18 protein-coding genes are annotated in these 17,750 nt (G+C 48.5%); all 18 read right to left on the bottom strand.

All coding sequences use genetic code 11. The features are described from left to right. Nucleotides 1-222 precede the first annotated feature (222 nt). A complete protein-coding gene (gene spo0A, locus AC0YOA_RS10150) occupies nt 223-1,035 on the bottom strand; it encodes a sporulation transcription factor Spo0A (RefSeq protein WP_210041813.1) in 813 nt (270 codons plus the stop codon). A gap of 253 nt (nt 1,036-1,288) precedes the next feature. Further along, a complete protein-coding gene (gene spoIVB / locus AC0YOA_RS10145) occupies nt 1,289-2,614 on the bottom strand; it encodes a SpoIVB peptidase (RefSeq protein ID WP_210041821.1) in 1,326 nt (441 codons plus the stop codon). A 122-nt stretch (nt 2,615-2,736) separates the two neighbouring features. After that, nucleotides 2,737-4,437, bottom strand: coding sequence for a DNA repair protein RecN (gene recN, locus AC0YOA_RS10140; RefSeq protein ID WP_475786463.1), 1,701 nt, complete (start codon nt 4,435-4,437; stop codon nt 2,737-2,739). Between the two features lie 70 nt (nt 4,438-4,507). Then, nucleotides 4,508-4,957 (bottom strand): transcriptional regulator AhrC/ArgR, encoded by a 450-nt coding sequence (ahrC, locus tag AC0YOA_RS10135; protein WP_475786462.1) that lies wholly within the window; start codon nt 4,955-4,957, stop codon nt 4,508-4,510. A gap of 37 nt (nt 4,958-4,994) precedes the next feature. Beyond that, entirely contained in the window at nt 4,995-5,453 is a 459-nt protein-coding gene (locus AC0YOA_RS10130; protein ID WP_210041833.1) for a hypothetical protein, read from the bottom strand. A gap of 222 nt (nt 5,454-5,675) precedes the next feature. Continuing rightward, complete coding sequence (locus tag AC0YOA_RS10125) at nt 5,676-6,518, bottom strand: TlyA family RNA methyltransferase (protein ID WP_475786461.1); 843 nt, start codon at nt 6,516-6,518, stop codon at nt 5,676-5,678. Between the two features lie 11 nt (nt 6,519-6,529). Further along, on the bottom strand, nt 6,530-8,431 hold the full coding sequence (dxs, locus tag AC0YOA_RS10120) for a 1-deoxy-D-xylulose-5-phosphate synthase (RefSeq protein ID WP_475786460.1): 1,902 nt from the start codon (nt 8,429-8,431) through the stop codon (nt 6,530-6,532). A 109-nt stretch (nt 8,432-8,540) separates the two neighbouring features. Continuing rightward, nucleotides 8,541-9,452 carry a polyprenyl synthetase family protein gene (locus tag AC0YOA_RS10115; RefSeq protein WP_475786459.1) on the bottom strand — a complete coding sequence of 304 codons (912 nt, stop codon included), beginning with the start codon at nt 9,450-9,452 and terminating at the stop codon, nt 8,541-8,543. A 3-nt stretch (nt 9,453-9,455) separates the two neighbouring features. After that, a complete protein-coding gene (gene xseB, locus AC0YOA_RS10110) occupies nt 9,456-9,707 on the bottom strand; it encodes an exodeoxyribonuclease VII small subunit (RefSeq protein WP_475786458.1) in 252 nt (83 codons plus the stop codon). A gap of 3 nt (nt 9,708-9,710) precedes the next feature. Next, on the bottom strand, nt 9,711-11,063 hold the full coding sequence (xseA, locus tag AC0YOA_RS10105; RefSeq protein ID WP_475786457.1) for an exodeoxyribonuclease VII large subunit: 1,353 nt from the start codon (nt 11,061-11,063) through the stop codon (nt 9,711-9,713). 21 nt (nt 11,064-11,084) lie between these two features. Continuing rightward, complete coding sequence (gene folD / locus AC0YOA_RS10100; protein WP_475786456.1) at nt 11,085-11,936, bottom strand: bifunctional methylenetetrahydrofolate dehydrogenase/methenyltetrahydrofolate cyclohydrolase FolD; 852 nt, start codon at nt 11,934-11,936, stop codon at nt 11,085-11,087. Nucleotides 11,937-12,414: 478 nt separating this feature from the next. Then, nucleotides 12,415-12,912 (bottom strand): transcription antitermination factor NusB, encoded by a 498-nt coding sequence (nusB, locus tag AC0YOA_RS10095; RefSeq protein ID WP_475786455.1) that lies wholly within the window; start codon nt 12,910-12,912, stop codon nt 12,415-12,417. 149 nt (nt 12,913-13,061) lie between these two features. Further along, on the bottom strand, nt 13,062-13,295 hold the full coding sequence (locus tag AC0YOA_RS10090) for a DUF2273 domain-containing protein (protein WP_210041865.1): 234 nt from the start codon (nt 13,293-13,295) through the stop codon (nt 13,062-13,064). An 11-nt stretch (nt 13,296-13,306) separates the two neighbouring features. Continuing rightward, complete coding sequence (gene amaP, locus AC0YOA_RS10085) at nt 13,307-13,870, bottom strand: alkaline shock response membrane anchor protein AmaP (protein ID WP_475768036.1); 564 nt, start codon at nt 13,868-13,870, stop codon at nt 13,307-13,309. A 105-nt stretch (nt 13,871-13,975) separates the two neighbouring features. Next, a complete protein-coding gene (locus AC0YOA_RS10080; protein WP_475768038.1) occupies nt 13,976-14,383 on the bottom strand; it encodes an Asp23/Gls24 family envelope stress response protein in 408 nt (135 codons plus the stop codon). A gap of 395 nt (nt 14,384-14,778) precedes the next feature. Beyond that, complete coding sequence (gene accC / locus AC0YOA_RS10075; RefSeq protein ID WP_475786454.1) at nt 14,779-16,137, bottom strand: acetyl-CoA carboxylase biotin carboxylase subunit; 1,359 nt, start codon at nt 16,135-16,137, stop codon at nt 14,779-14,781. Nucleotides 16,138-16,217: 80 nt separating this feature from the next. Further along, nucleotides 16,218-16,709, bottom strand: a complete 492-nt coding sequence (gene accB, locus AC0YOA_RS10070; protein WP_475786453.1) for an acetyl-CoA carboxylase biotin carboxyl carrier protein — start codon at nt 16,707-16,709, stop codon at nt 16,218-16,220. 338 nt (nt 16,710-17,047) lie between these two features. Beyond that, a complete protein-coding gene (locus AC0YOA_RS10065; RefSeq protein ID WP_475768044.1) occupies nt 17,048-17,737 on the bottom strand; it encodes a SpoIIIAH-like family protein in 690 nt (229 codons plus the stop codon). Nucleotides 17,738-17,750 lie beyond the last annotated feature (13 nt).

Below are 17,750 nucleotides of genomic sequence, written 5' to 3'. Positions count from 1 at the left end.
CTTAAGATCGTCTAAATAGTACCATAATTCAAGAAAAAAGATCATACAAAAAACCGCCTTTTTTAATGGATTTACGTGCAATCCAATAAATGGCGGTTTTATGAATGGAATATTGGCCAGAAATCGTCTGATGGGGTTTTTGAAAACCGCAGCATCTCTATAAAGCAGCACATGAATTCGCCGCTTTATTATTCACTATATGCCCCCTTATTCCTTACGCTCTCATGACACCTTGTGCTCGATCCGCAGCTTGTCCGCCACCATCGCAATGAATTCCGAATTGGTTGGTTTGGATTTGCTGATGTTAATGGTATAGCCAAACAGGTGACTGATACTGTCGATATTGCCGCGTGTCCAGGCCACTTCAATCGCATGACGGATTGCACGCTCGACGCGGGAAGGGGTGGTTTTGAATTTTTCGGCAATAGCCGGATAAAGTGTTTTGGTGATAGCACCTAAAATTTCAATGTTATTGTATACCATTGTAATCGCTTCCCGTAAATACTGGTACCCTTTAATATGCGCAGGAACACCAATCTCATGGATAATGCTTGTGATATTCGCATCCAGGTTTTTGCCCTTCGCAATAGGCACTACATTTGATTTCATAATGGATGAGGAGTAGGAGGATGAAGATGATGAAATGACAGTCGAATTCCCAACAAGCTGGCGGATGCGGTTGGCCAGAATTTCCATATCAAACGGTTTCAATATGTAGTAGGAAGCACCCAGTTGTACCGCTTTTTGAGTAATATTCTCCTGACCGAAAGCAGTTAACATAATTATTTTGGGCATAGGTGATAAATTCATCTCACGCAAGCGCTCCAGCACACCCAATCCATCCAAATGAGGCATAATAATGTCCAAAATAAGTACATCCGGCGTATCGTGTGTTTCTTCAAGCAGGCGAAGCACTTCCTCACCATTGTAAGCAACTCCGGTCACAACCATATCGTTTTGTTCCGAAATGTACTCCGATAACAAATTTGTGAATTCCCGGTTGTCATCCGCCAACAATACTTCGATTTTTTGCAAGGTATAGTCCTCCTTAGACTCGATCTGCCATCAATCTGATTTTTAACCCTGATTGTCCTTTTCTCTTCCTGTCTACTAAACATTTTCGACACCCAAAATCAAATTCCTTCTGTCGAATAATCTTTTTCTTTATTTATTATTAGAATTGTTTTATAATTAAAAATTTACTACAACAACCCTTATATTTCGAAATTATTCGACAAAAATGGTTGTGAATTTCGAGGTAAAGAAAACAAAAAACCTTAAGGGGCAATTAAGCCGCCTTAAGATTTTCTTTATCCTGCTTCAGTAAAATGCCTGCATCCTGCAGCATCCACTCGATAAAGCAGCCATAACCGGAGCTTGGATCATTCACGAAAACATGAGTGACAGCTCCAACTAGTTTGCCATCCTGGATAATTGGACTTCCGGACATCCCTTGCACGATTCCCCCGGTTTGTTGCAGAAGACGGGGATCTGTGATTTTGATGACCATTCCTTTGGTTGCCGGTGAAGATTGATGGGTCACATGAACAATCTGAACATCGAATCGTTCCACTTTTTGACCATTCACAACAGTCAATAGCTGGGCAGGGCCTTCCTTCACTTCTTCAGCAAAGGCAACTGGAATTGATTGATCTTTATAGCTATGAGCCGGAAGCTCATTCATTTTTCCAAAAATGCCAAATGGCGTGTTTCGTTCAATATTGCCCAGAACTTTGCTTTCTTTGATGAAATGAGCTCTTTTCTCTCCTGGTTCGCCACTTTGGCTTTTATTGATGGAGGTCACATTGGATTGTAAAATCTGTCCTTCGCCGACTTCAATTGCGGTTTGGGTATCCATATCGGTTATAACATGTCCCAATGCACCGTACACGCCTTGATCCGGAGCAAAGAATGTTAGTGTTCCCACACCAGCCGCCGAGTCCCGTATATACAATCCAAGCCTCCACGCTTTATCTTCAGAATCAAACACAGGAGAAAGCTTGGTTTCAAAAAACTCACTGCCTCGTTTCACCGTCAATTTAATCGGCTGCTTGGCTGCTCCCGCTTCTTCAGCAATTCGGGCCACCTTATGGACTTCATTGATATATTGGCCATTAATTTTAACGATCAGATCACCCAGCTGCAGCTTTGCAAGCTCCCCCGGGGAGATTTTCTTGCCGTTCGCATGAATGACCTGATGATGGCCAACCACCATTATACCGGCTGATTTCACCTTAACTCCAATCGTTTGGCCGCCTGGAATAACGCGTAAATCCGGAACAACATTGACTTTGACAGTCTTGAATGGAATCCTGCCGAACAATTTCAACTTCATGGTTGTTTCGCCACTAAAATTGGATTGAAGCGATAATGGCTTGTTCAGATCAACCGAGATTGAATGGTTGGTCGATCCGTTGACCTGCAAAATGTGTGGATCAACCGTAACTTGTGCATGTACCGGCATCACATAATCCAACTGTTTTAATTGACCAGAGAACAATCGCAATTCATTTGGAAATGCTGCGAAATGTTGAAACGGTGCAGAAATACCAAGCAGACAGACCATTAATACAAGACCAAGACCAAGCCATCGCTTTCGCTGATTGCCATTCAATGACTTCACACTCCCTGCTGCTAAATCGCTTGACGAGAATGGTGTTCGCCATTTGCGTACACTTAAGGTATCCTTGGCTTTGATCTTTTATGTCGTCAAAATCATTCCCTGATTGGCTTCCATCACGCTCCCTTTTGCCTAAATGCCAAGTCAAGCATTTCTTGAGCATGATGTCTTGTTTTTTCCGTTATTTCAACGCCGCCCAGCATCCGGGCCAGCTCTTCAATGCGTAAATTGGGCTCAAGCTCCTTAACCCTTGTTGAAGTCCGTTCCGCTACAATGGTCTTAAGAATTTCATAATGATGATCGGCCATACAGGCCACCTGAGGCAAATGGGTAATGGAGAAAACCTGACACATTTCGGATAAACGGGACAGCTTATCAGCAATCGCTTGAGCGGCGCGTCCGCTTACCCCGGTGTCCACCTCATCGAATATAAGAACGGGAACTTGATCAATGGAAGCAAAAATGGATTTGAGCGCGAGCATAATTCGTGACATTTCACCGCCTGAAGCAATTTTGCTAAGGGGTTTAAGCGGCTCGCCAGGATTCGGCGCGATAAGAAATGCGGCTTCATCAATACCGTTTGGAAGCAGTCGGTGATGATTGCCTACAACATGCTGCTGAAGCTCTACACGAAAAGTTGTTCTTTCCATTTGAAGCTGTCTGAGCTCATTCTCGATGGCAACAGCAAGACGGTCAGCCGCATTGCGTCTCAATGTGGAAAGTACTTTGCCCAGACGGTAAGCTTCTTCAAATAATTTATCCTGTTCATCGCGAAGCCGCGCTACATGTTCATCACGGTTCTCGATTTTATCAGCTTCTGATTTGATTTTCTTCAAATAAGCCAGAATATCGGGGATATGTTCGCCATATTTGCGTTTAAGGCTGTTCATGGTATTCAACCGTTCATCTATAATCGCCAGACGCTCCGGATCAGAATCAACGCCATCCCGGTAATCCCTTAATTGAAAAGCGGAATCCTCAAGCTGATAAAATGCTGATTGCAGTTGCTCCAGGAGCGGCGCAAGCACAGATTCATCGTATCCCCGGATATCTTCAACCTTGCTTATCGCCCGATTGATTGCATCCAGTCCCTTGTTTCCATAAACAAGCTCATATGCCTCGGATGCGGCATCTCTTCTTTTAACGGCATGCATTAGCTTCTGCATTTCTTCGGCAAGTGATTCATCCTCGCCCACTTTTAAATCAGCAGCGGTTATTTCTTCAACCTGAAAGCGATAAAGATCCAGCATCTGCATGTTCTGCCTGGAGGAGTCCTCCAGCTCGCGGAGCTGTGTGCGGACCTTCTCATACTGCTTGTATACAGTACGGTACTTGTCCAGCTTGTCCATCACTTTGACGCCGGCATATAAATCCAGCCAATCCAGATGCTTCTCTGTTCGCAGCAGCGATTGATGCTCATGCTGACCATGGATATTTACCAGACATTCACCCGCTTCGCGCAGCATCGACATCGTCACAATATGCCCATTGATCCGGCTGACGCTTTTGCCCTGGGAGAAAAGCTCTCTGCGAATGACGAGATCCTCATCAGGTGAAGCTTGAACTCCGAACGACTCTAATGTTTTCCATACCGGATGATTGCTTGGCAAATCGAACATGGCTTCTATTTCCGCTTTGCTGCAGCCATAGCGCACCATATCCGAAGATCCTCTCCCTCCTGCAACAAGACTAAGCGCATCGATCAAAATGGATTTGCCTGCCCCTGTTTCACCGGTTAAAACATGGAATCCATCATGAAAATGAGCAGTTACCGATTCAATAACAGCCAAATTGCGTATTGATAGCTCGCGAAGCATGAATGTCCCCTCCTTAAGTTCATCCCGAGCGGCATATGCCGCAAGAATTTCCTGGAAATATCTAAAGCATCTAATTCATTAAGCCAAGCAATCTGTCAATGACTTCTCCGCTTTGCGTTTTGGTCCGGCAAATCATCAGGATCGTATCATCGCCGCAGATAGTCCCCATAACCTCAGGCCATTCCATATTATCAATCATGGCTCCGATGGCATTCGCTGTACCGGGAAGGCATTTCATGACAACCAGATTGTCGGTGTGATCTATATGCAGAAAATGATCCGAAAGTGTCCGTTTCAGTTTATGGATGGGATTCATCCGCTGCTCCTGTGGCAGTGAGTACTTATAACGCCCGCCATCAGCGGACACCTTAATTAATTGCAGTTCTTTAATATCCCGTGATACGGTAGCTTGCGTCACCTGCAGCCCGGCACCCCTGAGCGAATCAACAAGCTCGTCCTGGGTTTCAATGACTTGGCTGTTTATTATTTCACGAATTTTCATATGTCTGACACTTTTCATGGGATCCTCCTTTGCTTTGTCTGCTTATATATAACGGTCATCCAAATCGGAACGTAATTGTGCGTATGGTCCTTTCCTTCTGGTCGATGAACAAGACACCATCGCTTTCCGGCAGGAGCAGCGAGTACACCAGCAGCCTGTCCCGGACTCCACTGCCCGTCCAATCCATAGGCATGCGGTCACGGGAGGTCTTGACAATATAATATTTGCCATCTTTCTCGGCAATTAAATCAATGAACAGCCGGCTCTGCAGCTGTTGACCGTCCAAATCAATATGAATGGGCAGCCTGTACTTCCCATGGGTCACCTCGTAGCCTGCCTGCTCCAGAAATCGAACATTCTCGTCACTGTCATCCACATCCTCAGCTTCACTGAGAAGAAGCTTGGTATTCATGCCCGGCGGTTCATGCAGCCACCGGTAGAAAACACGGTAAAGCCAAAAGATAATGATACAACCAGCGATCAGCATCACTAGCCAGTCTCCGTACTTTCCCAAGAAACCCCCTCCATTCACTCCCAATTAATGCTTCATACATCATTTCGCGCTGGAGGGGGTATTTCCTCTTTGCTCAAATACCGAACGCTTGTTTGGTTTTTTTCTAGTTTAACAAAAAAATCGGATTCTGCAAAGGGGTATCATTCGGAAAAATCAAAAAAGAGCCTTCCTGCACTGCAGGAACAGCTCCGAATCATTAATTTGATGGCTAAGTTGAAACTGTTATCCTTTTTTTGGACTGCCTTGGGCAAAAGTTTGAGCGGCTTCCTGGACAAGCGCTGCAACGGCCCCTTCAGACAAAGGTATTTCTGTCGTACCTGGCTTCCATATCCAATAACCTAAAAATTCGATGTTGCCTTCCCCTCCCGTAATCGGTGAGAAAGTGACATCCTGCAGGGAAAAGCCCAGCTCGGCTGCAAAGCCTAATACTTTATTCAACACTTCCTCATGAACCTTGGGATCACGTACAACACCCGATTTGCCCACCTTCTCCCGGCCTGCTTCGAATTGAGGCTTAATAAGCGCAACAACGCCGGCCCCCTCCTTGAGCAGGTTTCCCAGTGCAGGCAATATGTGCTTGAGAGATATGAAAGAAACATCAATGGTCGCAAAATCAGGCTGTGGACCCTTTAGATCCGCAGGCTGTGTGTAGCGGAAATTCGTCCGCTCCATCACATCAACTCTTCTGTCCTGACGCAGGGACCAATCCAGTTGATTGTATCCAACATCCACAGCATAGACGTAAGATGCGCCATTCTGCAGGGCACAATCTGTGAATCCCCCTGTAGAAGCGCCAATATCGAGCATAATGGCCCCTTCCAGAGATAATCCGAACTTGTTTATCGCCTTCGCAAGCTTTAATCCGCCGCGGCTGACGTAGGGATGCGGCGCGCCTTTGACGGTGATAGCGGATGTTCGCAATACCTTCATTCCGCTTTTCTCAATCCGTTCGCCTTCAACAAGTACAAGTCCCGCCATTAATGCCGCTTTCGCTTTTTCCCGGCTTTCGTAATATCCTTGTTCTACCAGAAGAATATCAATTCTTTCCTTTGCTGTATTCATCATTGTCTCCGTTCTTATGCTGGTCCTTGTGCGCGTTTTCGCATAAGAGGGAGCATTGCTTTGAGTTCGGTTGCAACCCGTTCCCCAGTCAGGCCAGCTTCCTTCCTCTGCTCCGGAATGGAGCCATGCTCGATGTACTCATCAGGTACCCCGATAATACGGACCAATCCGTTATAGGATTTGTTATGAAGTGAATAAAATTCCAGCACGGCGCTGCCTAAGCCGCCTTGTGTTGAACCTTCCTCCAGAACAATCATATGCAGCCCTTCCTTGGCCAGCTGAAGCAGCATGGACTCGTCAAGCGGTTTAATGAAGCGGGCATTCACGATACGCACATTGAGACCTTCCCTTTTCAATTGCTCTGCCGATTCCTCAGCCACCTGCAGCATAGGGCCAATCGCCAGGATAACGGCTGAATCACCTTCACGCACCGTCTCCCATTTACCGATCGGCAGGGATGTAATGTTCTTATCTATCGGGACCCCAAGCGCATTGACACGCGGATAACGGATTGCAATAGGTCCATCATTATATTCAACCGCTGTTTTCATCATGCGGTGAAGCTCATTCTCGTCTTTGGGCATCATCAGCACCATGTTGGGAATGTGACGCAGGAAGGCGATATCATACACTCCCTGATGCGTCTCCCCATCCGGACCAACAAAGCCCGCCCGGTCGATGGCGAATATGACATTGGCGTTTTGTCTGCAAATATCATGGACCACCTGATCATAAGCACGCTGCAGGAATGTGGAATAAACCGCAAATACAGGCTTCATTCCTTCCATTGCCAGCGCCGCGCACATGGTGGCGGCATGCTGCTCCGCGATGCCGACATCGATCATCCGGTTGGGGAAAATTTCGGCAAATTTGGTGAGGCCCGAGCCTCCCGGCATAGCCGGCGTAACCGCAATAATACGTTTGTCATTCCTGGCGAGCTCAATCAATGCATCGCTGAAAACCTCTGTATACATTGGCGGGCCCACCGCTTTTAAAACCTGGCCCGATTCGATTTTGTAGGGGTTGATGCCATGCCATTTATAAGAATCCGCTTCAGCGGGTGAGTAGCCTTTTCCTTTGACGGTAATGACATGGACCAGGACAGGGCCTGTGGCATTGTTCGCTTGTTCCATGACATCCAGCAGCTGGTTGATATCGTGTCCGTCGACAGGACCGAAATACGTGAGTCCGAACTGCTCGAATAAAATACCGCTTACGAGTAAATATTTGACACTATCCTTCAATCTTTCAGCTGTCTTGGCCAATTTCCCGCCAATCGCCGGAATTTTGTTGAGCAGCTGATTCAACTCTTCCTTGGCCTTTTGATAATGGCGGTCCGTACGAATTTTCCCCAGATAGTGATGCAGGGCACCGACATTCGGCGCGATCGACATTTCATTGTCATTCAGAATGACCAGCATGTTCTTCTTCTCATGCCCGATATGGTTGAGTGCTTCAAGTGCCATACCGCCGGTTAGTGCGCCATCACCGATGACAGCCACCACCTTGTTATTCTCGCCCTTCAAATCACGGGCAAGCGCCATACCCATGGCTGCGGATAGCGAAGTGCTGCTGTGTCCAGCTTCCCATACATCGTGATCGCTCTCCGCGCGTTTGATGAATCCGCACAACCCTTTGTACTGGCGAAGCGAATCAAACTGATCCATGCGTCCCGTCAGCATTTTATGAACATAAGACTGATGCCCCACATCAAAGATAAATTTATCTTTTGGGCTGTCATACAAATAATGCAAAGCAAGCGTCAGCTCCACTACGCCTAGATTCGACGCAAGATGCCCGCCAGTCGCGGAAAGCTTTGCAATTAAAAACTCGCGGATTTCTCCGGCAAGCTGCTCCAGTTGTGCAACCGACAGACTTTTGAGATCCTTCGGCTCATTAATATGTTCGAGCAACACGTTATTTCCTCGCTTTCCTAAGCTGGCAGCCTCCATTGTCCGAGAACTTTCGACGTTTCTAGCGTAAATTATACCATAGATTGTCGCTATGCCCAAGACTGCCGGCAAATCAGTGGTCCCGATTCATTAAATAATCCGCGATTGACAGCAGCTTCTCGGGCATCACCAGATTGGCCTGCTCCAGCGCTTCTTTGGATTCCATCGTTAATCTCCCTACGAGCTCCAGACTCTGCTCCATTCCGATTATGTAGGGGTACGTTACTTTCCGCTGCTGCACATCGCTTTGCACCGGCTTGCCAAGCTTGGATTCATCGCCAATTAAATCAAGGATATCGTCCTGTACCTGAAAAGCAAGCCCCAGCTTGCGCGCAAACTGTTCAAGGGCCGCGAGCTGATCCCGTGTAGCGCCTCCGATGCGGGCTCCTGCCGTAACGGCGAATACAATCAAATCGCTTGTTTTATGCAAATGAATGTATTCAAGCTCCGTTATCGAGGTCACACCTTGTTCTCCCAGAATGTCTGCCGCCTGGCCGCCAACCATGCCGGAAACTCCGGAGAGCCTCGCCAAATCGGATACGATTGCCATGGCTACATCTGTTGGAACGCCAAGTGCCGCAGCCTGGGATACCGCATAAAAAGCATGCGTCAGCAGGCCGTCTCCGGCCAAAATAGCCATCGCTTCTCCAAAAACCTTGTGGCTCGTTGGTTTGCCGCGGCGAAAATCATCATTATCCATTGCAGGCAAATCATCATGGATGAGCGAATAGGTGTGAATCATTTCAATCGCACAAGCTACAGGCATCGCCAGCGTATAGGAGTCTGAATCATTCTTTACCGCTTCCGCGGCTGCAAGAACCAGTATGGGCCGCAAGCGTTTGCCCCCTGCCTCCAGTGAATACATTATAGCCTCACGCAACTGAGCCGGAATATTCCACTCCTGCGGAATGGATGTTTTTAACGCCAGTTCGACTCCATATGCTGTTCGCGATAGATAGTCTGCTGTATCAACCGAAGCGTTCAAGTTTTATTCTCCTCTGTCTTCATTTGCCGGAGCAAACGGTTTTTTGATAAAGCCGCTTTCGGATTCGATCAGCACTTCAATCTTTTTCTCCACCTGCTCGAGCTTGGCTCCGCAGAGTTGGGACATTTTCATGCCTTCCTGAAAAAGATCAATTGCCTTCTCAAGTGGAACATCACCGTTCTCCAGTTGGCTGACGATGACTTCCAAACGCTCGATCGCTTCCTCGAAGGTTATTTCCTGCTCCTTCTTGCTCATTGGTTAAGCCTCTCCCTTCATGCCCCACACCTGACATTCCAATTGGCCATCAGACAGCTTCACCTTCACCATATCTCCCAGCTGAACATTGGTGATAGATTTGATCAAGGTTTTCTCCTGCTCGTCATATACCAGACTGTACCCTCGAGACATGACCTTAAGCGGACTTAAGGCATCCAATTGCCTGATTGAAGCCGTCAGATGCATTCTATGTGTTTTTATCGTAGAAATCATCGTGGATTCCAGCCTCTGTGAGGTTCCCCGCAGCCTTGCCCTCGCGTAAGCTGCCTTTTCTCCAGGATGTGCGCCGGCCAACGCGGAGCCAAGCCTCATGAGCTTCTCTCTTCTTCGCTGAGTTTGCCTCAAGGTACGATGCTCCAACTTATCTTTCAGACGGTCCAGACGTTCTGCCTGCTGCAGCAAATATTTTCGCGGATTAACAAACAGAGGCGACCTCCGGATACGCGATAGCCGCTCTTTTCGGCTTGTCATCGTGCTGCGAAGCGCATGATCCAGCCGCCCGCGAAGCTGGTTAAGCTGCCCCTGCAGCTCCATGACATTGGCGACGGCGAGCTCCGCGGCAGCTGTCGGAGTCGGCGCGCGCAAATCAGCAACAAAATCAGAAATCGTAAAGTCAGTCTCATGCCCGACGGCCGAAATAATCGGAATGTCCGAAACGGCCATCGCCCGGGCAACCGCCTCCTCATTGAAAGCCCAGAGCTCCTCCAGCGATCCACCGCCCCGCCCTACAATTAATACGTCGACTTCAGCCATTTGGTTCATTATTTCAATCGCTCTGACTATCGCGGGTGCCGAACCCTTGCCCTGTACGAGTACGGGAAAAAGCAGCACCGGCACGGAAGGGTGGCGGCGCTGCAGCGTAATCATAATATCGCGCACTGCTGCGCCGGTTGGTGAGGTTATTACACCAATCGCTCTTGGATGACGCGGAATTGCGCGTTTGCGGGAGGTTTCGAACAAACCTTCTCCCTCAAGCTTGCGCTTTAACTGCTCAAATGCCAAATACAAGCTGCCGATACCGTCCGGCTGCATTTGCGTTACATAAAACTGGTAGTTTCCGTCCCGCTCAAACACCGAGACATTCCCCCGCGCCAGAACCTTTGCCCCTTCCTTAGGCATAAAGGGCAGCTTCTGATTATGCGAGGCGAACATAATACATTTTAACCGACTATCCTTATCTTTAAGCGTAAAATACATATGGCCGCTTGAATGATGGGTGAAATTTGAAATTTCACCCCGCAGCCATACATCGCCAAGGAGCACATCGGACTCCAGCTTCATCCGGATATACTTATTAATATCCTTGATCGAAAAAATGCGCGAACCGTCTGCCATATGCGGTTTCGTCACTCCCGACTATTTATTTGCCTGTTCTGCGGCTTTGAGCGTGTTTTGCATCAGCATGGTTATCGTCATCGGGCCTACTCCGCCCGGTACAGGCGTTACATAACCCGCCACATCCAGCACATCGTCAAAATCAACATCTCCTGCCAGCTTGCCATCAGGCAGCCGGTTAATGCCAACGTCGATGATAACTGCTCCCGGTTTGACGAAAGCACGGCCAATTGCTTTGGCTCGGCCAATCGCAACAACCAGTATATCTGCCGTCCTGGCGATTGCTTCCATGTCTACGGTCCGGGAATGGCAAATCGTCACTGTCGCATGCTCTCGCAGCAGCAGCATCGCCACCGGCTTGCCTACAATATTGCTGCGTCCAATGACAACGGCATGTTTGCCGGCAATATCCATCCCGCTGGACTTGATAAGCTCAATAACGCCGGCAGGCGTACACGGAAGAAGGCTGTCGTCGCCGATCACCAGATTGCCGACGCTGACCGGATGAAAGCCGTCCACATCCTTTTCCACACTGATCGCATCAATGACCGCTTTCTCGTCGATATGCTTGGGCAGCGGGAGCTGAACCAGAATACCATGAATGGTCGATTGCTTGTTAAGCTTATCGATCAGCTGCAGCAGCTCCTCCTGGGTTGTCTCAGCCGGCAGGCGATGAACCTCGGAATAAAACCCTAGCTGGATGCAGGCTTTCTCCTTGCTTCCTACATATACGCGGGATGCCGGATCGTCCCCTACGAGTACGACGGCCAGTCCTGGAGTAATCCCTCTGGCAATTAGATTTGACGCCTTTTGGGCGACTTGCTCGCGAATGGCGTCTGATATTGGTTTGCCTTGTATGAGTTGTGCGGTCATTTGGTTGTTTTCTCCTTTCATTTTGGAAGGGCATCCCAGATTAGGGCATCCCCCTAAACTAGGGCATCCCCCTAAGTCCCCCTTGGAAAGGGGGATTCCAAGGGCTCCGCCCTCTGGACACCCGAATGGTTGTCGATTGCGTCACCATGACGCTCCCTATTCATTTTGGCGCCAGTCCCCGTTTACGTCCCTTGCGGGACACACTTTACTTGCTGTGCACCTGGGGTGCTTGAACTTTGTTATCAATAACGTTTGAGTGTAAGAGGCGCTTATTGGGTTTTGTGCGCTTGTCCCCGTTTACGTCCCTTTTGCGGGCACACTTTACTTGCTGTGTACCTGGGGTGCTTGAACTTCGTTATCAATAACGTTTGAGTGCAAGAGACGCTTATTGGGTTTGTGTGCTTCTTGTCCCTGTTTACGTTTCTTGCGGGACACACTTTACATGTGGCGCACATGGGGTGCTTGGTTCGGTGCTCTATTATTCCTGGACTTCATTTTCTATTAGGGATTCGTTTGGTTTGCCTTTAAGCTGATTGGGCTTGAGCTCGTCCAGTGCCTGGAGTAGCCGACCCAGAACGCCGTTGACGAATTTCCCGGATTCTTCGGTCCCGAAATGCTTGGCAAGCTCAATTGCTTCATTAATCGCCGCTTTTGGCGGAACATCGTCCCGGAAGATCATCTCGAAGCAGGCCAACCGAAGAACTTGACGATCGACACGCGATAACCGGTCCACCTGCCAGCCCGTCAGATAGTGCTGGAGCATATCGTCAATAGCCGCTTTGCTCCCGCTTACCCCATTGACCAAATCCCTGACATGCTCGTCTATTCGCGAGACGTCCGATACATCCGCCTCTATTTCATTCTCTTCCTTCACTTCATTCATCAGCATATCGACCGCTTCTTCCGCCGATACTTCGTTCATTTCCATCTGGTACAAACTTTGTACCGCTATCTCCCTTGCAAGCCTTCGTTTCATAGGGCCTCCCGAAAATCAATATAAACTGTTTTTCCTATCCTGTACTCTTTGGCTGATCCTTCGCTTTTCTCATGTCCGGAAAAAATATGATCTCCTCCCTGCTCCGAACAGCCAAATGCCGTGTCCGGAGTACGGAGGAGATCATAGTACTATTTGAATGGACGCCATCGCTGCATAAGCCACTCGGTCAGACGGCTCCATGGGATGATGGGTCCGCTCTGCTCGTCTTTCATTTTGCCTACGGTATAGCCTATCCATAGCAGTAAACCAAAAAACAGCATATCCCAAAATCCCACAATAAAATACAGGAGACCCAGCACGATGGCCACGGTCAGACCCGCAATGCGGCCTCCGTAGCTTATCCAAATTTCCCTCCATAACATCGGCAGCCCCCCTATTCCACGCGACTTTTATAGTTGGCCGTCTGGATGATGTTCGCCACATAGACCGAAACCGTCGCAACCGGTATCCCTGTAATCTCTTCCACATGAGACTTGACGGTACGCTGGATATCCTCTGTCAACGTGGGAATCGGACTTTCGCCATCGGCAATTGCACGCAGCGTAATCTCGATGCCAGCTTCACTAATCCGAATACGTGCCCGAAGATCCTTTACTCCCCGCTGCCGTCCTGCAGCCTTCAACGCAAGATTCTCAACGGTCTCGAGCGAGATACGAATATCGCCATACTCTGTTCGTTGATCGATAGACGGCATCGATGCATTGCTGCGGCGCAAGGATACATAGAAGAATCTCAGACTAATCAGGAAAATGACCACAGAGACGATGATAACGGTCACTTGCAGCCATTCCATTTCCCCATTATACAAGGTGCTTATGAAATCTCTGAACCCTTTTTCAGGCACCCAATTGAAGCCGGTACAGAAAGCAAAAACCGACAGTGCACCAATTGCCAGACTATACAGGAACAGCAGAAGCTTGTCCAACACTCTAATCAACGAGAAACTCCTCCTCGGGGCGCACTAGATAAAACCCCCAAGCGCCGAGCGACAAGCCCATACACAAGGGGGTACGCTATCATTTCATTATCAGCTTGAACCGCATTACTTTACGCGAAATGGTGTCTCTTCTTCTTCAACCCGCTCTGTGGTCTTGAAGTGTACATCATGAATATGGACATTGACTTCAACGACATTCAAGCCCGTCATGGTCTCGATGGAACGCTTCACATTACGTTGAATTTCGGAAGCGATTTCCGGAATTCTGTTGCCATATTCAACAATAATGGAAACATCCACAGCAGCTTCGCGCTGCCCGACATCCACTTTAACCCCTTTAGACAAGTTCTTGCGGCCCAACAGTTCTGCGATTCCACCGGCAAATCCGCCGCTCATTCCTGCGACACCTTCAATCTCAACTGTTGCAAGTCCCGCGATTACTTCAATAACCTCGGGTGCGATCTGAATAGTGCCCATGTCGGTTTTTTCATAGTCCGCTGCCAGCGTGCTCATGGTTTTCATACACCTCCCGCAATATGTTGTAGCATCAGCCTCTCGCCGATAGCTCATCCGCTTCTTACTTTCTATACTATAGCATTCGAAGGGAAATATGACAAACACACAGTAACCGATAGACGCTTATTTTTGCGGCTCGGTTAGCTGTCACACAGTAACCGATAGACGCTTATTTTTGCGGCTCGGTTAGCTGTCACACAGTAACCGATAGACGCTTATTTTTGCGGCTCGGTTATAGTCAGTCAACAACCGATAGACGCTTAATTTCTCGGCCTGGTTATCTGTCCACAGCAACCGGTAGATGTTTGATTGACCAAGACGATATCGGACATCTCGTATATCCATCAACTGACCCGTTATCAATACAGCCCCGTATACGATGTATAAACGAGTTAAACCTCAATATCGTTTACATCATATTCTTCAAGAAACTTGATATCGAAATCGCCTTTAATAAACTTGGGATGATTGAGCAGCTTCATATGAAAAGGGATCGTGGTGCGGATGCCGTCAATCGCAAACTCGGCCAGCGCCCGTTTCATTCTGGCGATCGCATCCTCACGGGTCTCTCCCCATACAATCAGCTTGGCAATCATGGAATCATAGTGCGGGGATATTGTGTACCCCGGATAAGCGGCGCTGTCAACGCGAACGCCAAGACCGCCGGGCGGCAAATAGAACTGGATCTGACCCGGCGAAGGCATGAAATTACGCTCCGGATCTTCCGCGTTGATGCGGCATTCCATCGACCATCCGTTGATCTTCAGGTTATCCTGAGAGATCGATAGAGGATTACCCTCGGCTACGGAGATCATCTCTTTGATCAGATCGACGCCGGTAATCATTTCTGTAACGGGATGTTCGACTTGAATACGCGTGTTCATCTCCATAAAATAAAAATTGTCGTCCGGACCTAAAAGGAATTCAAGCGTTCCCGCCCCCGAATAGTTTACGGCGAGCGCAGCCCGGACAGCGGCTTTGCCCATTCGCTGACGGAGCGGCTCACTCAGCACGGGACAAGGAGCTTCTTCAACCAGCTTTTGGCGGCGGCGCTGCACAGAGCAGTCGCGTTCAAATAAGTGGACGGCATTGCCATGCTTGTCAGCCATGATTTGAATTTCAACATGCTTCATGCCCGTCAGATATTTCTCCAGATAAACGCCGGCATTGCCAAACGCCTTCTGGGCTTCCTGCTGGGCAGCGGTGATTTGTGAAATCAGCGCTTCCTCATCTTCAGCAATACGGATGCCTTTACCGCCTCCGCCTGCTGTTGCCTTGATAATGAGCGGATAACCGATCTCACGGGCGATTCTCAGCGCCTCTTCCGCATCCTCGACAAGTCCGTCCGAGCCCGGAATAACAGGAACATCGGCATCTCTCATCGTCTGCTTGGCAACCGCTTTATCGCCCATCTTGCTGATGGCCTCAGGAGAAGGACCGATAAACACTACATTGCAGGATTCACAAATTTCGGCAAAATCCGCGTTTTCCGCCAAAAATCCATAGCCGGGGTGGATCGCGTCACATTCAGTGAGCGTCGCCAGGCTCATGATATTCGTTAAATTCAAATAGCTGTCTTTTGAAGCTACGGGGCCGATGCAGTAGGCTTCATCAGCCAGCCGGACATGAAGGGACTCCCGGTCTGCTTCGGAGTATACGGCCACGGTCTGAATACCGAGTTCACGGCACGCACGAATGATCCGGACAGCAATTTCACCCCGGTTAGCAATCAATATTTTATTGAATTTCACGCTCATAAGCTCCTCTCGTTCACAAATGTTCTAGGTGGGAGTAATCCCTCTTCAGGCAGATCCATGAACACCTGACAGATTCACTCCGGCTTGACCAGGAACAAAGGCTGTCCGAACTCAACGAGCTGTCCGTTCTCAACAAGAACTTCGACGATTTCACCTTTTACTTCCGCTTCCAGTTCATTCATCAGCTTCATGGCTTCAAGAATACATACAACCGATTTCTCGTTCACACGGTCGCCAACGGTGACGAAAGGTCCGTTCTCAGGCGAAGCAGCACGATAAAAGGTGCCGACCATCGGAGAAACAATTGTGTAGAGGTTGTCCGCGGCTTGCGCGGAAGGCTGAACAGAGTCCACCTGGGTGGATGCCATAGCCACAGATTGGCTCGTCGGGGCTTGTACGGCCTGCGTATATGTAGGAACGAGCGACGCGGCTTGGACGTTCACGACTTCCGTCTTACCCGGTTTGCGGATAAGCAGACGTGCGCCTTCGTTTTCAATTTCTAATTCATGTACGGATGTTTGATCAACCAGCTTGATCAATTCTTTAATCTCGCTCAGCTTGAACAATAGTTTCACTCCTAAAAGTTTTCTGCTTACTTCTTGAATATGCTTCCCTACGGCTGAAAACTTGCTTCGAAAGCATGCACTTGGTTTTCTGCTTACTTCTTGAATATGCTTCTCTGCGGCTGAAAACTTGCTTCGAAAGCATACGCTTGGTTTTCTGCATACTGAATTAATTTTCTGCCTTTTCGCATGAAAATACATATATGCCGCTGCAGGAAATACCAAATACTTGCTCATAACAGACCTATTATAGCACAAATGCCCGTGAAGACGAACCCATTTTTTACATAGCCTTAATGGAAAAAAGCCCCACTGCTTTCCCGGCAGCGGGGCCTACAGTGTTATTTATTGCTCGGAATGTATTGAACGGACACCTGGTCGCCGCCGACTTCCAGTTCATTCATAACCAGCATCATGATGCTGTCGGCTTGGCTTTTTTCCAGTTTGTCGCTCTGTACGACAACCTTGTACTTGTTATTTTCCTCTGAGACGAAGGCATTGCTGAATTCCTTGGTCAACTCTTCTTCGATGCCGGTAATGCGGGTATTCTTATCCTCCAGCAGATTGATCTGCTCCACTGCCGCGCTCGCTTCTTCCGGTTTTTGTTTCGTGTCCGAGATTTGTCCGTAAAGCTGATTGATTTCGCTGTAGAATTTCTCATCGCGCTTCTCCTGCATATCATTGAAGACCGTGCTGACTGCTCCTCCGGACGCTTCTATTTCATTGATGACCTCTTCATCCGTTTTCACGGCATCGGCTGTCTCTCCGGCAGCTTGATCGTCTGCCGCAGAAGCCGCATTATCACTGTTGGCAGCGCCCGTAACCTCTGTCACAGTAATGCCATTATCCAGTGTCGTATCCGCTGTTGAGGCTTCCGTTGCGTCCGACTGAACCTGCTGTTCCTGCTGTGTGCCGTCTGTAAGCATGTCGGATGAAGTGTCTACGTCCTCGGTAAACAAGTAATAAGCGGATAAAATCACCATCAAGCTCAGCATTGACACAAGCCATACCGTTTGTCTTTTCGTGTTCATTTACGAACAGCCT

Source organism: Paenibacillus sp. JT22N12, assembly GCF_056269365.1.
Note: the sequence above shows the minus strand (reverse complement) of the source record. Positions and strands in the feature narration are given on the sequence as shown.